Origin of the sequence: Kribbella yunnanensis (assembly GCF_039529655.1) — a bacterium.
Classification (GTDB): domain Bacteria; phylum Actinomycetota; class Actinomycetes; order Propionibacteriales; family Kribbellaceae; genus Kribbella; species Kribbella yunnanensis.
The window spans coordinates 63155-77861 of sequence record NZ_BAAANF010000042.1 but is presented as its reverse complement, the minus strand read 5'-3'; the positions used below and the strand labels follow the sequence as shown (position 1 = coordinate 77861).

The following is a 14707-nucleotide window of genomic DNA, read 5'->3' as shown; positions in this document are numbered from 1 at the left end:
CGGGCTGTTTACGATCGCTGGGTGTTGTGGACTGAGCGGTTGGTGGAGTTTTGGAGTGAGCGGCATCTGGGGGTGCTGAGCACGGTGCGGGGGGACGGGTCTGTGCATGCGACGCCGGTGGGGGTGACGGTGGACGCTGAGGCGGGGGTGGCTCGGGTGATCTGCTCCGGGTCGTCGTACAAGGCTCGGGTGATTCGGCGGTTGGGGAGTGCTGCGGTGGCGGTGACGCAGGTGGATGGGCGGCGGTGGAGCACGTTGGAGGGGCGTGCTGTGGTGGTGGACGAGCCGGAGCGGGTGCGGGATGCGGAGCGGCGGTATGCGCGGCGGTACAAGGAGCCGCGGGTGAATCCGCAGCGGGTGGTTATCGAGATCACTGTGACGAAGGTGCTTGGTAATGGTGGTTGAGGTGGTCGGGGTCGGGGCCGATGGGTGGGACGGGTTGTCGACGGCTGCTCAGGAGGTGATCACCAAGGCCGAGGTGCTGATGGGGAGTCCGCGGCAGCTTGGGCTGGTTCCGGAGGGTACGGCGGAGCGGCGGGCTTGGCCGTCGCCGTTGTCGGAGGCGTTGCCGGGGTTGCTGGCGGAGTACCGGGGGCGGCGGGTTTGTGTGCTGGCCAGTGGGGATCCGACGTTTCACGGGATCGGTACGACGCTCGTTCGGTTGCTGGGGGCAAGTGCTGTGCGGGTGATTCCGCATCCGTCGAGTGTTTCGCTGGCGTGTGCGCGGTTGGGGTGGGCGCAGGAGCAGGTGCAGGTGGTCAGCCTGGTGGGCCATCCGACCGAGCGGGTGCATCCGCAGGTGCAGCCGGGGCGGCGGTTGGTGGTGCTGAGCTGGGGGTCGCAGACTCCGGGTGAGGTGGCTGCGCTGCTGGTGGCTCGGGGCTATGGGGCGAGTGAGTTCACTGTGCTCGAGCAGTTGGGCGGACCGGGTGAGCGGGTCACCAGTACGACGGCTGCTGCGTGGACTGGTGAGGTGGACCCGCTCAACGTGGTCGCGGTGCGCTGTGCGGACGGACCGGTGTTGTCGACGGCTCCTGGGTTGCCGGATGCGGCGTACGAGAGTGATGGGCAGCTGACGAAGCGTGAGGTGCGGGCGGTGACGCTGTCGCGGCTCGAGCCGGTGCCGGGGCAGTTGCTGTGGGATGTGGGTGGGGGAGCGGGCAGCATCGCGATCGAGTGGTCGCGCCATCACCCGACCTGCCGTGCGATCGCGTTCGAGCGCGACGAGGAGCGGGTACGGCGTATTGAGCGGAACGTTGCCGCGCTCGGGGCGAACGTGACCGTGGTGCACGGCGCGGCCCCCGGCATGCTGAGCGAGGCGGGTGGGCTCGGGGGCGGCGGAGCGGCCGGTGGGGCGGATGGGCCGGATGCGGTGTTTGTGGGTGGGGGAGCTACCGCGCCGGGGATGATTGAGGCTTGTTGGGCGGCGTTGCGGCCGGGTGGGCGGTTGGTGGTGAACGGCGTGACGCTGGAGACCGAGGTGCTGATTGCCCAGTGGTACAAGGAGCTTGGCGGTGACCTGGTGCGGCTCGAGGTGCAGCGGGCTTCCAAGGTCGGTGGGATGACCGGGTGGCGTCCTGCGATGCCGGTGACGATTTGGAGCGTGGTCAAGTGACGGTGCACTTCATCGGTGCCGGGCCGGGCGCTGCGGATCTGATCACGGTTCGCGGGCGGGACCTGATCGCTGCATCGCCGGTCTGCCTGTACGCCGGCGCGCTGGTACCGGTTGAGCTCCTCGACCACTGCCCGGTCGGAGCGCGCAAGGTGGACACTGCGAACCTCGATCTGGACCAGATCGTCGCGGAACTGTCAGCCGCGCATACCGCTGGTCTCGACGTGGCCCGGCTGCATTCCGGGGACCCGTCGGTGTTCAGCGCGATGGCTGAGCAGATGCGTCGGCTTGACGCGCTTGGCATCCCGTACGACGTCACACCCGGCGTACCGGCGTATGCCGCGGCCGCTGCGACGCTCAACCGGGAGCTGACCGTGCCGGAGGTCGGCCAGACAGTGATCCTGACCCGCATTGGCGGTCGTGCCTCGGCTATGCCGGCAGGTGAGGACCTCGCCACGCTCGGCGCGAGTGGCGCGACCATGGTGCTGCACCTGGCCGTGCAGCAGATCGATCGTGTGGTTGACGAGCTTCTGCCGCACTATGGCGCGGACTGTCCGGTCGCAGTGGTCGCCAAGGCGTCGCGGGAGGACGAAGAGGTGCTGCGGGGGACGCTGGCCGACATTGCGCAGCAGGTGCAGGCTGCGGGCATTCGCCGTACGGCGGTCATCGTGGTGGGGAAGGTGCTGGCGGCAACGGAGTTCCGGGACAGCCACCTGTACTCGACGACGCGTGAGCGATGAAGGTCCTGCTGCTCGGCGGTACCGGCGAAGCCCGTGAGCTGGCAACACTGCTAACAGCCGAAGGTGTCGCCGTCACCTCGTCGCTCGCCGGCCGCACTAAGGACCTACGGTTGCCGGACGGCGCAGTCCGCGTTGGCGGCTTCGGCGGGGTGGACGGTCTGACCCGTTGGCTTCGGGAGAACCGGGTCGATGCGGTGATCGACGCGACGCATCCGTTCGCCGCGACGATGACCGAGCATGCACTACAGGCGACGCGGGAGGTCGGCGTACCACTGCTGATCCTCAGGAGGCCTGGCTGGACGGCGGGGCCGGGAGACGACTGGCACTGGGCTGACACCGCGGCGGACGCGGCGACGCTGCTGCGCGCGGGTTCCGTGCTCCACCAACCATCCGGCGCGGATGAGCGAGTATTTCTCACGATCGGACGGCAAGGGCTGGATGCCTTCGCCGACACCGGCCTGTGGACGCTCGCGCGCTGCGTGGACCCGCCCGAGCCGCGGCCGACCTGGTGCACCCTCCTGCTCGACCGCGGCCCGTACGACGTCGCCGCCGAACTCGACCTGCTCCGCGAGCACCGGATCGACGTACTGGTCACCAAGGACAGCGGCGGTCCGCAGACCGAGGCGAAGCTCACCGCGGCCCGTGAACTGCAGCTCCCCGTGGTGCTGATCCGCCGCCCCGCTGCACCACTCGGCGTGCCTGTGGTCGAGACAGTGGAGGCCGCGGTCAGCTGGGTTCAAGCCTTCTGACAGCGGAAGTAGAGCAGACCGGGCACCGCCTGCCAGACCGGGCGTTCGCCGACTGGTTCCACCATCTCGACGACGGGTAGTCCGGCGGCCGTCAACGTGTTGACGTAGGTCGACAGCATCCGGTGGTAGGTAACCCGCGGCAGGATCTCCAGCCGCGTGACGCTGTTGAAGGGGCCCTCGTCGAAGTAGCGGCCGACGATGCGTCGCGTCGAGCCGTCGACATGGTCGATCAGCTCACCGTCGGCAGGTGTCTTGTAGCAGGGATGGATGATCGACGCGGCGAACCACCCGCCAGGCTTGAGAATCCGCGCGATCGACCGCACGGTTGGCTCGAGCTCCGGGATGTCCATCAGGGCCATGTGGCAGACCGCCGCGTCGAACGAGGCGTCCGGGACTCGGTCGAGTTCCTGTGCGTCGTCGTGGAGGTACTCGATCCCGCGGGGCGACTCCTCCTCGAGTCTGCGGGCGTGCGCCAGGAGTGACACCGAGGCATCGATGCCGACCACGGAAGCGCCGAGGTCGGACATCCGGCGGGCGTCACGGCCCTGGCCGCAGGCGACCGCGGCCACGCGCTGACCCTGCAGATCACCGACCAGCGCGTCGAAGGTGGGATCGTCCAGATCGGCGCCGACGCCTGCGTGATAGACATCGGCGAGCTCTTCGTAGGCGCTTGTGAGGTTGACCATGTTCGCTCAACGGCCGCTGGGCGAACGGCGTTCCTGGTTCGGCTATCAGCAGATGGCTGGATAGATTGAGCGCATGGGCATTCAGATCGCACCGAGTATCCTCGCGGCCGACTTCTCCAGGCTTGCGGAGGAGGCCAAGGCGGTCTCGAATGCGGACTGGTTGCATGTCGATGTGATGGACAACCACTTCGTGCCGAACCTGACCCTGGGGATGCCGGTGGTGGAGTCGCTGGCCAAGGCGACGGACACGCCGCTGGATCTGCACCTGATGATCGAGGATCCGGACCGATGGGCGCCGGGGTACGTCGAGGCGGGCGCGTCCAGTGTCACCTTCCATGTCGAGGCGTGCCGGGCGCCGATCCGGACGGCGCGGGAGATCCGGGCCAAGGGCGCACGGGCGGCGATGGCGCTGAAGCCGGCCACGCCGATCGAGCCGTACGAGGACCTGCTCGCCGAGCTGGACATGATCCTGATCATGACGGTGGAGCCCGGGTTCGGTGGGCAGAAGTTCCTGGACGTGTGCGTACCGAAGATCCGCCGCACCAAAGAGTTGCTGGTCAAGCACGGCCTCGACCTGTGGATCGAGATCGACGGCGGGGTTTCGGCCGAGACGATCGAGCGGTGTGCGGAGGCAGGTGCCGACGTGTTCGTGGCCGGTTCGGCCGTGTACGCCGCGGATGACCCGAACGCGATGGTCGAGAACCTACGTGCCCTCGCCGAGCAGGCCGCCGGCTGACACGTCCGCAGCCGGCTGCTCCGGCGGGATCCTGAGCAGCAGCATCGACGACAGCGCGGCGAGCCCGGTGGCGACCAGCCAGACGTAGCGCACGCCGAAGCTCTCCACGACCGCGCCAGCGACGGCCGACCCGATCGCGGCACCGCCCATCGCTGCGCTGCCCATCCAGCCGAACACCTCGGTCCGCACGGTGTCCGGTGTCAGTGCACCAAGGCGCTCGTACAGCGCTCCGATCGCAGGTGCCAGCGTCACGCCGGACACAGCCAGTGCAACGCCCAACGCCACCGGTGACGAGGTCGCGAACACGCACAGCAGCATCCCAGCCGTGACCAGGACAGCTCTGCGCCACAAGTACGACGTACGTCGGCCCGGCAGCGCACCTGCCACCGCACCGCCGACCAGACTGCCGAAAGCCCAGACGGCCTCCATGATCCCGGCGATCAGCCGTTGACCGTGCTCGTCCGCGAACGCGACGATCCCGAGCGAGATCCCGCTGAACGCCATGATCCAGAGCCCGAAGGACACGAGCAATGGCAGGCGATGGCGATGCAGGATCAGCTGACGTGCCGTCAGTGGCGGTGGACCGTCCGCGTCGCGGGGGAGCGGCTTGGGTTGTCGGAGCGCATACCACCAGATGAAGAGCGCCGACATCAACGCGGCCAGCAGCACGCCGAGCCGCGGGCTGGCCACGCTCACAGCCGTTGCCCCGAGCATCGGGCCGACGATGAACAGCAACTCCTGAGCCGTCGCATCCATCGAGTACGCCGTCCGTAGCGCCGGCCCCTGAACCACTCGCGGCCAGGCAGCCCGCAAGGTCTGCATCACCGGCGGAACGAGCCCGCCGGCCAGGAACGTCAAGGCAGGCATCACGCGGTAAAGCCCATCGGGAAGCGCGGCCAGTACGAACAGCACCACGCTCCACGACGCACCGGTCACCAGCAGCACTCCGCGCGCGCCACGCCGGTCCGCCGTACGCGCCCACAAAGGCCCGGCGATCGCCATCCCGATCGAGTACGCGGCCGCGACCACCCCGGACCAGCGGAACGATCCGCTCAGGTCCTTGGCCAGAAATGCGACCGGCACCATGGTCGCGAGCACGGGCAACCGCGCCAGCAACGACGAGGCCAACAACCCCATCACGCCAGGCGTCCGCCACAGCTCGCGATACCCGGAAAGCTCCATGCCCGCATTCTGTCTGCCGCCACCGACAATTACGATGGCCCAATGACCGAGCACAAGCCCGTCGAGAGTTGGCTCACCGACATGGACGGCGTTCTGGTGCACGAGGAGCGCGCGATTCCCGGCGCGGCCGAGTTCATCGCGACGTTGCAGCGCTCGGGCAAGAAGTTCCTGGTGCTGACGAACAACTCGATCTTCACCCCGCGTGACCTGCGGGCGAGATTGCTTGCCGCGGGCATCGACATCCCCGAGGACGCGATCTGGACCAGCGCCTTGGCCACGGCGCAGTTCCTCGACGACCAGCGCCCGGGCGGCACGGCGTACGTGATCGGGGAGGCGGGGTTAACCACCGCCCTGCACGAGATCGGGTACGTGCTGACCGAGCGCGCGCCGGACTACGTCGTACTGGGGGAGACCCGGACGTATTCGTTCGAGGCGATCACCCGGGCGATCCGACTGATTTCGGATGGTGCACGGTTCCTGGCCACCAACCCGGACCCGACTGGCCCGTCCCAGGAGGGTCCGCTGCCGGCGACCGGGTCGGTGGCAGCGCTGATCACCCGCGCGACCGGCGTCGCGCCGTACTTCGTCGGCAAGCCGAACCCGCTGATGATGCGCAGCGCCCTGAACCGGATCGAGGCGCACTCCGAGACTGCGGTCATGATCGGCGACAGGATGGACACAGACATCATCAGCGGTCTCGAGGCCGGGCTGCGCAGTGTTCTCGTGCTGTCCGGATCGACCGGTGAGCACGAGGTCGACCGCTTCCCGTACCGCCCCACCCGGATCGTCGAGTCGATCGCCGACGTCGTCCCATTGGTCGACGCACTGAGCTAGCAGGAGAGCGTGCGGAACCCGTACCCCTGCGCCTTGAGCTTCTCCAGGATCCCCGGCAGCGCCGCGATCGTCTGACTACGGTTCCCGCCGCCGTCGTGCATCAGAATCACCGATCCGCTCTTCACACCACCCAGCACCCGCTTCTCGATCACCGCAGGACCCGGCTTCGACCAGTCCCGCGAGTCGATCGTCCACAGCACCAGCTCCTTGCCAAGTGCCTTAGCCCGCTGCCGCACCGTCGTACTCACCCCGCCGTACGGCGGCCGCAGGCACGTCGGCGTGATCCCGGCAGCCGACCGGATCGCCTGGTCCGTGTCACCCACCTGCTTCCGGAACCCGGCCGCAGTCTGATGCCGCAGGTCAGCGTGGTTCCAGGTGTGGTTCTGGATCGTGTGCCCGGCCGCGTGGATCCGCTTCGTCAGCTCCGGATGCCGCGCCACGTTCTTCCCCACCTCGAAGAACGTCGCCTTCACGTCGTACTTCGCCAGCACCTCCAGCACGCGCGGCGTGTACGCCGGATCAGGCCCGTCATCGAACGTCAGTACGACGTACTTGGTCGGCAACGGTGTCGTCTTCACCGGTGCCACGGGCGCAGGAGGCGGTGCCGCCTGCGTGTGCGGACGGGCCGCGACCACCACGATCGTCCCGATCACCGCACTCACGGCGACCAGCATCGCCAGCCCGGTCAACCGCTGACCGGTCCGCGTCAGTCGAGTCTCCATGCGTCCCCCAGGGCTGGTGGGCCTCACTCCACCCGGCCACCCTCACCCGCGCAGCCCCGAAACGCACCCGCCACGCGCCGCTGCCCCGTCAACTACCCCGCATATCGGACGGCTAGCGCACGCCGTACACCAGCTCGTACCCCAGAAAGGCCTCCGGAGTGACCGGCCACAGCTGCCGCTCGGCGTCCAACATCAGTTCGGTACGGCGACGTCGTACCAGCTCGCGGACCCGTCGGAAGGCGGCGTCCGCCTCCCAGCTGCCCGTGACCACGGTGTTGTACTGGTACGCCGCCAGCACGCCACCCGGTCGCAGGATCCGGGCGATCTCGGCGTACGTCGAGTCCGGATCCATCCACTGCAGCGCCTGAGCCGCGGTCACCAGGTCAGCCCAGCCATCCGGCAACCCGGTCGAGCTACCGGCCCCTGCGACGTACGAGACGTTCGCAGCGGTCGTCCGCCGGGCGGCCTCGGCCCGCATCGCCGAGCTGGGCTCGACTCCGACCACCTCGTCCGCGTGCGACGACCACAGGCGCGTGGACAACCCCGTGCCCGCACCGAGGTCGACCACCCGCGAGACCGGGCGACCTCAGGCGGGACGTGGTCCATCGTCACAACACCTGGGACAGAAACTGTTGCAGGCGTGGCGACTCCGCGGCGGTGAAGATCTGATCCGGTACGCCGGCCTCCACGACGACTCCGCGATCCATGAACGCGACCTGGTCGGCGACCGAGCGGGCGAACCCCATCTCGTGCGTGACGACGACCATGGTCATCCCGGACTGCGCCAGATCGGCCATCAGCCCGAGCACGCCCTTGACGAGCTCCGGGTCGAGCGCCGAGGTGGCCTCGTCGAAGAGCATCACCTCGGGCTTCATCGCCAGTGCGCGCGCGATCGCGACCCGCTGCTGCTGGCCGCCGGACAGGTTGCCGGGGCGAGCCTCCGCCTTCTCCGACAGCCCAACGAGCTCGAGCTGCTCCGAAGCCGCAACCCGGGCCTGCTCCAGATCCAGCTTCTTGATCTTGCGCAGCGGCAGCGTGATGTTGTCGATCACGCTCTTGTGCGGGAACAGGTTGAAGTGCTGGAACACCATCCCGATCCGCCGCCGCAGCACATCCGGGTTGCCGGGCAGCACGGACTCCCCACCGAGCAGGACATCACCCGCGTCCGGCTCGATCAACCGGTTGATCGTCCGCAACAGCGTCGACTTGCCGGAACCCGACGGCCCGATCACACACGCCGTACGGCCTGCTGGTACGTCGAGATCGACGCCGCGCAGCACCTTGTTCGTACCAAACGCGAGCTCGACCCCGCGGACCTGCAGGCTCGCGGCGAGCTCAACGGTGGTCGGCATAGGCGGGCTCCTCCAAGGTCGTGGTGTCGGCGGGCCGGCCTTCACGCAACCGTTTGTCGATGTAGTTCACCAGGTGAGTCAGCGGGACCGTGATCACCAGGTAGAAGATGCCGGCCAGCAACAGCGGCGACAGGTTGCCGTCGGTCGCCGCAGAGTCCTGCCCGATCCGGAACAGCTCGCGCTGACTGGCGAGCAGGCCGAGGAAGTACACCAGGCTGGACTCCTTGACCAGTGCGATGAACTGGTTGACCAGCGCGGGCAGCACCCGGCGGATACCTTGCGGGATCACGACCAGCCGCATGCCGTTGGTGTAGCTGAAGCCGAGCGCCCGCGCGGCTTCCAGCTGACCCTTCTCGACACTCTGGATGCCGGAGCGGAAGATCTCCCCGATGTACGCCGACGCGATCAGCGACAACGCGAGAATCCCTAGCGGATAAGGGTTCGGGCCCCACCAGTGCCGGGTGATCGGGGACAGGCCCTGACCGATCAGCAGGATGGTCAGGATCGCCGGCAGGCCGCGGAAGATGTCGGTGTAGATCTTGGCCGGCCACCGCAGCCAGCGCTTGCTGGACAGGGCGAAGACCGCCACGATCATGCCGAGCACAGTGCCCAGCACGACCGAGGCGGCCGCCAGAATCAGGGTGTTGACCAGTCCTACCTTGAGCATCTCGGGCAGGGCTGCCTTCATCGACTCCCAGTCGAGGAAGGTTTCGTTCAGAGTGGACCAGATGTCCATCAGGCTTTGGGAGCCGTGAACTTGACCGTGCCGCTACCCGGCTTGAAAGTCTCCGGTACGGCGCGGCCGGGGTAGTACTGCTCGACGAGCTTGGTCCAGGTGCCGTCGGCAATGACCTCGTCGAGCGCCTTGTTCACAGCCTCACGCAGCTTGTCGTTGCTCTTGGCCACCGCGTAAGCCGTCGGTGCGGAGCTCAGCTCCTTCGCCGCCAGGATGACCACGCCGCCACCCTGCTCCTTGGCCATCTTCTCGCCGATCTCGGCCGGCGAGATCCACGCGTCCGCCGTACCGGCCTTGAGCTGTCCGACCGCGGCGTTGTAGTTCGGCACGCGGACCGGGTCGAGGTTCTTCGACGTCGCGTAGTCGTCCTGAACGGTGCCCTGGACAACGACGACGCGCTTCCCGGCGAGCTGATCGAACTTCGTGATCCCCGAGGTCTTGGTGGTGTTCAGACCGAGGTAGCCGAAGTCGTAGCCATTGCTGAAGGCAACCGTCTTCTTGCGCGCCTCGGTGATCGTGATCGACGAGCTGCCGAGGTCGAACTGACCGCCGTTCACCTGCGAGAGCAGCGCGGAGAAGTCGGTCCCGACGAACTCCGGCTTCAGGTTCAGCTTGGCCGCGACCGCGGTGATCAGGTCGTTGTCGAACCCGGTGAACTTGCCGTCCTTGACGTACACGTTCGGCGGTGCGTCGGTGAGCGTCCCGATCCGCAGCGTGCCGGCCTTGAGCAGGCCGAGATCCGGTCCACCGGCGGCCTTGTCGTCATCGCTGCCGCAGGCAACCATCGACAAGGCCAGCGTGACAACGGCTCCGGCAGCGGCGATCCGGCGGAATGGAGCGCTGAAGGCGCGCACGGGTGTCTCCTTAGAACAGTCAACTGGTCCGCAGGGCGAACCACCCCGCTCGACCGAAGCCAACACCACCGATCGGGCCGCCATTCCATCGCGACACCCACTGAGACGCCGCCGCAATGTCCACCAAGTTCGTGGTATTAGCGTCTTGCGATGTGACCTGGCTCCTGGCGCGGCTTGCCATCGGGGGCATACTGGAGGCACGAGTGAACCCACTCGCGTGCTCCGGGGTCGGTGAAATTCCGAGCCGGCGGTGACAGTCCGCGACCCGGCTGCTGAGGTTGGCAGCCGGTTGACCTGGTGGAATTCCGGGACCGACGGTGAAAGTCCGGATGGGAGGCAGCACGCGATCGGCGGGAGAGCTCCGACGTTCGCGAGACGTCCCTTGGGCTGAGGCCTGCGGTGACGACGAGCGGCCGCCCGGAGAGCTGTACGTCGGTCGTCAACGGCCCCGGTGTGCGTCCGTGACGACGAGGGACGTAAGTGACGAACGCAGGGTCGAACGCATCGCCGATCGACGTCGCCTGGATGCGGCGCGCGATCGAGCTGGCCGCCCGCGGTATCGGCAGCACCCACCCGAACCCGGTGGTCGGCTGCGTGATCACGGCCGCCGACGGCACTCCGGCCGGTGAAGGCTTCCACGCCGTTGCCGGTGGCCCGCATGCCGAGGTCGAGGCGCTGCGGATGGCGGGACCGCGAGCCCGCGGCGGTACGGCGTACGTGACGTTGGAACCGTGTAATCACACTGGCCGGACCGGGCCGTGTGCCGATGCGCTGATCGAGGCCGGGGTCGCCCGCGTGGTGTACGCCGTCCCGGATCCGAATCGGCAGGCGTCCGGCGGCGGCGACAAGCTGCGCAGTAAGAACATCCAGGTCGAGCAGGGTCTGCTGCAGGACGAGGCCGAGGCCGGAAACCACATCTGGCTGCACAGTGTGCGGACCGGGCGGCCGTTCGTGACCTGGAAGTTCGCGACCACGCTGGACGGCCGTTCGGCCGCTCCGGATCGGACCAGCAAGTGGATCACCGGGCCGGCCGCGCGGGCCGACGTACATCGTCATCGTGCCGAGTGTGACGCGATCGCGGTCGGGACGCAGACCGTGCTGTCCGACGATCCCGAGCTCACGGTTCGGGACTCCGCGGACGTTCCCGCGCCGCGGCAGCCGCTGCGCGTGGTGGTCGGCGATCGGGAGATCCCGGCCACGGCGAAGGTTCGCAACGACCGGGCGCAGACGCTGCTGCTGCCCACCCATGACCCCGCCGAGGTGCTGCGGCAGCTGGATGACCGCCAGATCCGGCACCTCTGGCTCGAAGGCGGCCCGACGCTGGCCGCCGCGTTCCTCCGCGCCGGTCTGGTCGATCAGATCGTCGCGTACGTCGCTCCGGCCGTCCTCGGCTCCGGGTTCGCCGCGATCGGCGACCTCGGCGCGGAATCGATCGACCACCTGCGGCGGTTCAACCTGACGGACGTGACGCGTCTCGGCGACGACGTCCGGCTCACGCTGGCACCTCTGGGAGGGAACTAGATGTTCACCGGAATCATCGAGGAACTCGGCACCGTCGAGGCGCTCGATCTGCTCGACGGCGACGCGGCCCGGCTCACCATCCGCGGTCCGAAGGTGACCGCGGACGCCGGGCACGGCGACTCGATCGCGGTCAACGGCTGCTGCCTGACAGTGGTCGAGCACGGCGACGGGTTGTTCACCGCCGACGTGATGCGCGAGACGCTGAAGCGGACCAGCCTGGGCGCGGTCGAGAAGGGCTCGCGGGTCAACCTGGAGCGCGCGGTCACCGCCCACGCCCGGCTCGGCGGTCACATCGTGCAGGGGCACGTGGACGGCGTCGGCACGATCGCGAGCCGGACCCCGTCCGAGCACTGGGAGGACGTTCGGATCGCAACCGGTCCGGAGATCCTCAAGTACATCGCCGAGAAGGGCTCGATCACGGTCGACGGGGTCTCGCTGACCGTCACCGATGTCGACGACGCGACCGGCACGTTCGGGATCAGCCTGATCCCGACCACGCTCGAGCTGACTGTCCTCGGTACCAACAAGGTCGGCGACACCGTCAACCTCGAGGTCGATGTGATCGCCAAGTACGTCGAGCGTCTGCTGACCGCCGGAGGTACCCGGTGAACGTGATCGACTGGTTGCTGCACGCGCACGTGACGATCGGTGATTCGCAATTGCGGGTCCGCGAGATCGTCGGCAACGTCTTCGGTCTGGCCAGCGCCCTGCTCGGCATGCGCCGGCTGGTCGCGGCCTGGCCGGTGGGCATCGTCGGCAACGTGCTGCTGTTCACCGTGTTCGTCGGCGGCATCTTCGGTTCGCCCGAGGACAAGGACCTCTGGGGTCAGGCCGGGCGGCAGGTGTTCTTCTTCATCCTCAGCGTGTACGGGTGGTATCAGTGGTACCAGACCCGTCACCACGGTGCTGCGGTGGCGGTGCGACCGCGCTGGGCGACTGGTCGGGAGCGGCTCGAGCTGCTCGGCATCGGTGCGGCGCTCTACGCGATCAGCTTCTTCGTCCTGCGGGCACTGGGTTCCTGGGGTCCGCAGTGGGACGCGTGGATCCTCACCGGCTCGATCCTGGCGACGTACGGGATGGCTCGCGGGTTCGTCGAGTTCTGGCTGATCTGGATCGCGGTCGACGCGGTCGGCGTACCGCTGCTGATCAAGGCGGAGTTCTATCCGTCGGCCTGGATGTACGTGATCTACGGATTGTTCTGCGTCGTGGGCTTCGCGTCGTGGTGGAAGATTCAGAATCGTGAGCGGGTCAACCCGCCGGAAGCAGTGGTGGTGGGCTAAATGGGTGACGTGCTGAAGCTGGACACGATCGAGCATGCGATCGAGGAGATCCGGGCCGGACGGCCGGTCGTGGTCGTCGATGACGAGGACCGGGAGAACGAGGGCGACCTGATCTTCGCCGCCTCGAAGGCGACACCGGAGTTGCTGGCGTTCCTGATCCGGTACAGCTCGGGCGTGGTCTGCGTGCCGATGGAAGGTGCGGAGCTGGACCGGCTCGGCATCCCACTGATGACCCCGCACAACCGCGAGCGGATGCGGACGGCGTACACGATCTCGGTCGATGCGCGGGACGGCATCAGCACCGGGATCTCGGCGGCCGATCGGGCCCGGACCATCAAGGTGCTGGCGGATTCGGCCTCGGAGTCGTACGACGTCGTGCAGCCGGGCCACGTCTTCCCGCTGCGGGCGCGAGAGGGCGGCGTACTGGTTCGGCCTGGTCACACCGAAGCTTCGGTCGATCTCGCCCGGATGGCCGGGTTGACTCCGGCGGCGGTGATTTCCGAGCTGGTGAACGACGACGGCACGATGAAGCGCGGTCAGGACCTGCGGACGTTCGCCGACGAGCACGGGTTGGTGCTGGTCTCGATCGACGACCTGATCCGGTACCGGCGCCGTACCGAGATCCAGATCGAGCGCGTCGCGACCACCACCCTCCCGAGCCGGTACGGCGATTTTGTTGCCCACGGCTACCGAAACACGGTGGACGGGTCGGAGCAGCTGGCGCTGGTTCGGGGCGATCTGAAGGACGGGCCGGTGCTGGTTCGGCTGCACTCGGAGTGCTTGACGGGTGACGTCTTCGGGTCGTTGCGGTGTGACTGCGGTCCGCAGCTCGACGAGGCTATGCGGCAGGTCGCGGCCGAAGGTGGTGTGGTGGTCTACCTCCGCGGTCACGAAGGTCGGGGGATCGGACTGCTGCACAAGCTGCAGGCCTACGAACTGCAGGACGCCGGCCGGGACACGGTCGAGGCGAACCTGGATCTCGGACTGCCTGCTGACGCTCGCGATTACGCTGCCGGTGCGCAGATCCTGGCGGACCTCGGCGTGAGCGAGGTGCGGCTGCTGACGAACAACCCGGACAAGGTGTCCGGCGTCCAGGGCTACGGGATCGACGTGGTCGAGCGGCGCAGCATCTCCATCGACCCCACCGAACACAACCTGCGCTACTTGCGCACCAAGCGCGACCGCATGGGCCATCACCTTCCCACCGACGAAAAAGGAGCTGTCTGATGTCGGGCAGTGGAGCACCAACGATCGAAGCCCCTCGCGCCGAAGGAGCCCGCGTCGCGATCGTCGCCGCTTTGTGGCATCCCAAGGTCACTGACTCGTTGGTGGCCGGCGCACTCCGCGCTTTGGATGACTCAGGAGTGACCGACCACAAGGTGATCCGCGTCCCCGGCTCCTTCGAGCTCCCCGTCGCATCGCTGCACGCAGCCAAGGCGGGGTACGACGCGGTGATCGCTTTGGGCGTGGTCATCCGCGGTGACACCCCGCACTTCGAATACGTCTGCCAGGCAACCACCGACGGCCTCATGCAGGTCGGTGTCACCACCGGCGTACCGATCGGCTTCGGCGTCCTGACCTGCGACAACGACCCCCAAGCGTTGGACCGAGCCGGCCTCCCCGACAGCCGCGAGGACAAAGGCTACGAAGCCACCCAAGCAGCCCTCTCCACCCTGGTAGCCGTCCGCACACTTTGAGCACGA

18 protein-coding genes and 1 riboswitch are annotated in these 14707 nt (G+C 67.9%); of the genes, 11 read left to right on the top strand and 7 right to left on the bottom strand.

The genetic code is table 11. The annotated features are described in order from the left end of the window. Positions 1-21 precede the first annotated feature (21 nt). From ABD231_RS41845 to ABD231_RS41830, 4 genes are read left to right on the top strand one after another with little or no spacing between them, the layout of a single operon-like run. Complete coding sequence (locus ABD231_RS41845) at positions 22-405, top strand: TIGR03618 family F420-dependent PPOX class oxidoreductase (RefSeq protein ID WP_344165989.1); 384 nt, start codon at positions 22-24, stop codon at positions 403-405. Then, entirely contained in the window at positions 395-1615 is a 1221-nt protein-coding gene (cbiE, locus tag ABD231_RS41840; protein WP_344165987.1) for a precorrin-6y C5,15-methyltransferase (decarboxylating) subunit CbiE, read from the top strand. Before ABD231_RS41845 ends, cbiE begins: the two co-directional genes overlap by 11 nt. After that, a complete protein-coding gene (gene cobM, locus ABD231_RS41835) occupies positions 1612-2352 on the top strand; it encodes a precorrin-4 C(11)-methyltransferase (protein ID WP_344165985.1) in 741 nt (246 codons plus the stop codon). The genes cbiE and cobM overlap by 4 nt, the downstream gene beginning before the upstream one ends. After that, complete coding sequence (locus tag ABD231_RS41830; RefSeq protein WP_344165983.1) at positions 2349-3101, top strand: cobalt-precorrin-6A reductase; 753 nt, start codon at positions 2349-2351, stop codon at positions 3099-3101. Before cobM ends, ABD231_RS41830 begins: the two co-directional genes overlap by 4 nt. Here the strand turns inward: ABD231_RS41830 and ABD231_RS41825 are convergent. Next, positions 3089-3787, bottom strand: coding sequence for a class I SAM-dependent methyltransferase (locus tag ABD231_RS41825; protein ID WP_344165981.1), 699 nt, complete (start codon positions 3785-3787; stop codon positions 3089-3091). The two genes, ABD231_RS41830 and ABD231_RS41825, sit on opposite strands and share 13 nt — an antisense overlap. A 73-nt stretch (positions 3788-3860) precedes the next feature. Here ABD231_RS41825 and rpe point away from each other — a divergent pair, with 73 nt between their 5' ends. Further along, entirely contained in the window at positions 3861-4523 is a 663-nt protein-coding gene (gene rpe / locus ABD231_RS41820; protein ID WP_344165979.1) for a ribulose-phosphate 3-epimerase, read from the top strand. On the opposite strand, the gene ABD231_RS41815 is transcribed toward rpe, so the two are convergent. Beyond that, entirely contained in the window at positions 4491-5705 is a 1215-nt protein-coding gene (locus ABD231_RS41815; RefSeq protein ID WP_344165977.1) for an MFS transporter, read from the bottom strand. The genes rpe and ABD231_RS41815 overlap by 33 nt on opposite strands. A gap of 42 nt (positions 5706-5747) precedes the next feature. Between ABD231_RS41815 and ABD231_RS41810 the strand changes: the two genes are divergently transcribed. Beyond that, positions 5748-6539, top strand: a complete 792-nt coding sequence (locus ABD231_RS41810; protein WP_344165975.1) for an HAD-IIA family hydrolase — start codon at positions 5748-5750, stop codon at positions 6537-6539. On the opposite strand, the gene ABD231_RS41805 is transcribed toward ABD231_RS41810, so the two are convergent. The 5 genes from ABD231_RS41805 to ABD231_RS41785 form a co-directional block, all read right to left on the bottom strand. After that, on the bottom strand, positions 6536-7261 hold the full coding sequence (locus tag ABD231_RS41805; protein WP_344165973.1) for a polysaccharide deacetylase family protein: 726 nt from the start codon (positions 7259-7261) through the stop codon (positions 6536-6538). The genes ABD231_RS41810 and ABD231_RS41805 overlap by 4 nt on opposite strands. A 112-nt stretch (positions 7262-7373) precedes the next feature. Beyond that, positions 7374-7829: a class I SAM-dependent methyltransferase gene (locus ABD231_RS41800; RefSeq protein WP_344165971.1), complete on the bottom strand. Its 456-nt coding sequence runs from the start codon at positions 7827-7829 to the stop codon at positions 7374-7376. A gap of 40 nt (positions 7830-7869) precedes the next feature. Then, entirely contained in the window at positions 7870-8613 is a 744-nt protein-coding gene (locus ABD231_RS41795) for an amino acid ABC transporter ATP-binding protein (RefSeq protein ID WP_344165969.1), read from the bottom strand. Next, positions 8597-9349: an amino acid ABC transporter permease gene (locus ABD231_RS41790; RefSeq protein WP_344165967.1), complete on the bottom strand. Its 753-nt coding sequence runs from the start codon at positions 9347-9349 to the stop codon at positions 8597-8599. Before ABD231_RS41790 ends, ABD231_RS41795 begins: the two co-directional genes overlap by 17 nt. Next, complete coding sequence (locus tag ABD231_RS41785) at positions 9349-10203, bottom strand: ABC transporter substrate-binding protein (protein ID WP_344165965.1); 855 nt, start codon at positions 10201-10203, stop codon at positions 9349-9351. Before ABD231_RS41785 ends, ABD231_RS41790 begins: the two co-directional genes overlap by 1 nt. 213 nt (positions 10204-10416) lie before the next feature. After that, a riboswitch (FMN riboswitch) is annotated at positions 10417-10550 on the top strand. A gap of 178 nt (positions 10551-10728) precedes the next feature. Here ABD231_RS41785 and ribD point away from each other — a divergent pair. From ribD to ribH, 5 genes are read left to right on the top strand one after another with little or no spacing between them, the layout of a single operon-like run. Further along, a complete protein-coding gene (gene ribD, locus ABD231_RS41780) occupies positions 10729-11724 on the top strand; it encodes a bifunctional diaminohydroxyphosphoribosylaminopyrimidine deaminase/5-amino-6-(5-phosphoribosylamino)uracil reductase RibD (protein WP_380160286.1) in 996 nt (331 codons plus the stop codon). Next, a complete protein-coding gene (locus ABD231_RS41775) occupies positions 11725-12333 on the top strand; it encodes a riboflavin synthase (protein WP_344165961.1) in 609 nt (202 codons plus the stop codon). Then, positions 12330-13004, top strand: a complete 675-nt coding sequence (gene pnuC / locus ABD231_RS41770) for a nicotinamide riboside transporter PnuC (protein WP_344165959.1) — start codon at positions 12330-12332, stop codon at positions 13002-13004. Before ABD231_RS41775 ends, pnuC begins: the two co-directional genes overlap by 4 nt. Beyond that, the gene (locus ABD231_RS41765; RefSeq protein WP_344165957.1) at positions 13005-14231 is read left to right on the top strand and encodes a bifunctional 3,4-dihydroxy-2-butanone-4-phosphate synthase/GTP cyclohydrolase II; all 1227 of its coding nucleotides are present in this window, start codon (positions 13005-13007) and stop codon (positions 14229-14231) included. It abuts the gene before it with no gap. Beyond that, on the top strand, positions 14231-14701 hold the full coding sequence (gene ribH / locus ABD231_RS41760) for a 6,7-dimethyl-8-ribityllumazine synthase (protein WP_344165955.1): 471 nt from the start codon (positions 14231-14233) through the stop codon (positions 14699-14701). Before ABD231_RS41765 ends, ribH begins: the two co-directional genes overlap by 1 nt. The last annotated feature ends 6 nt before the right edge of the window (positions 14702-14707 follow it).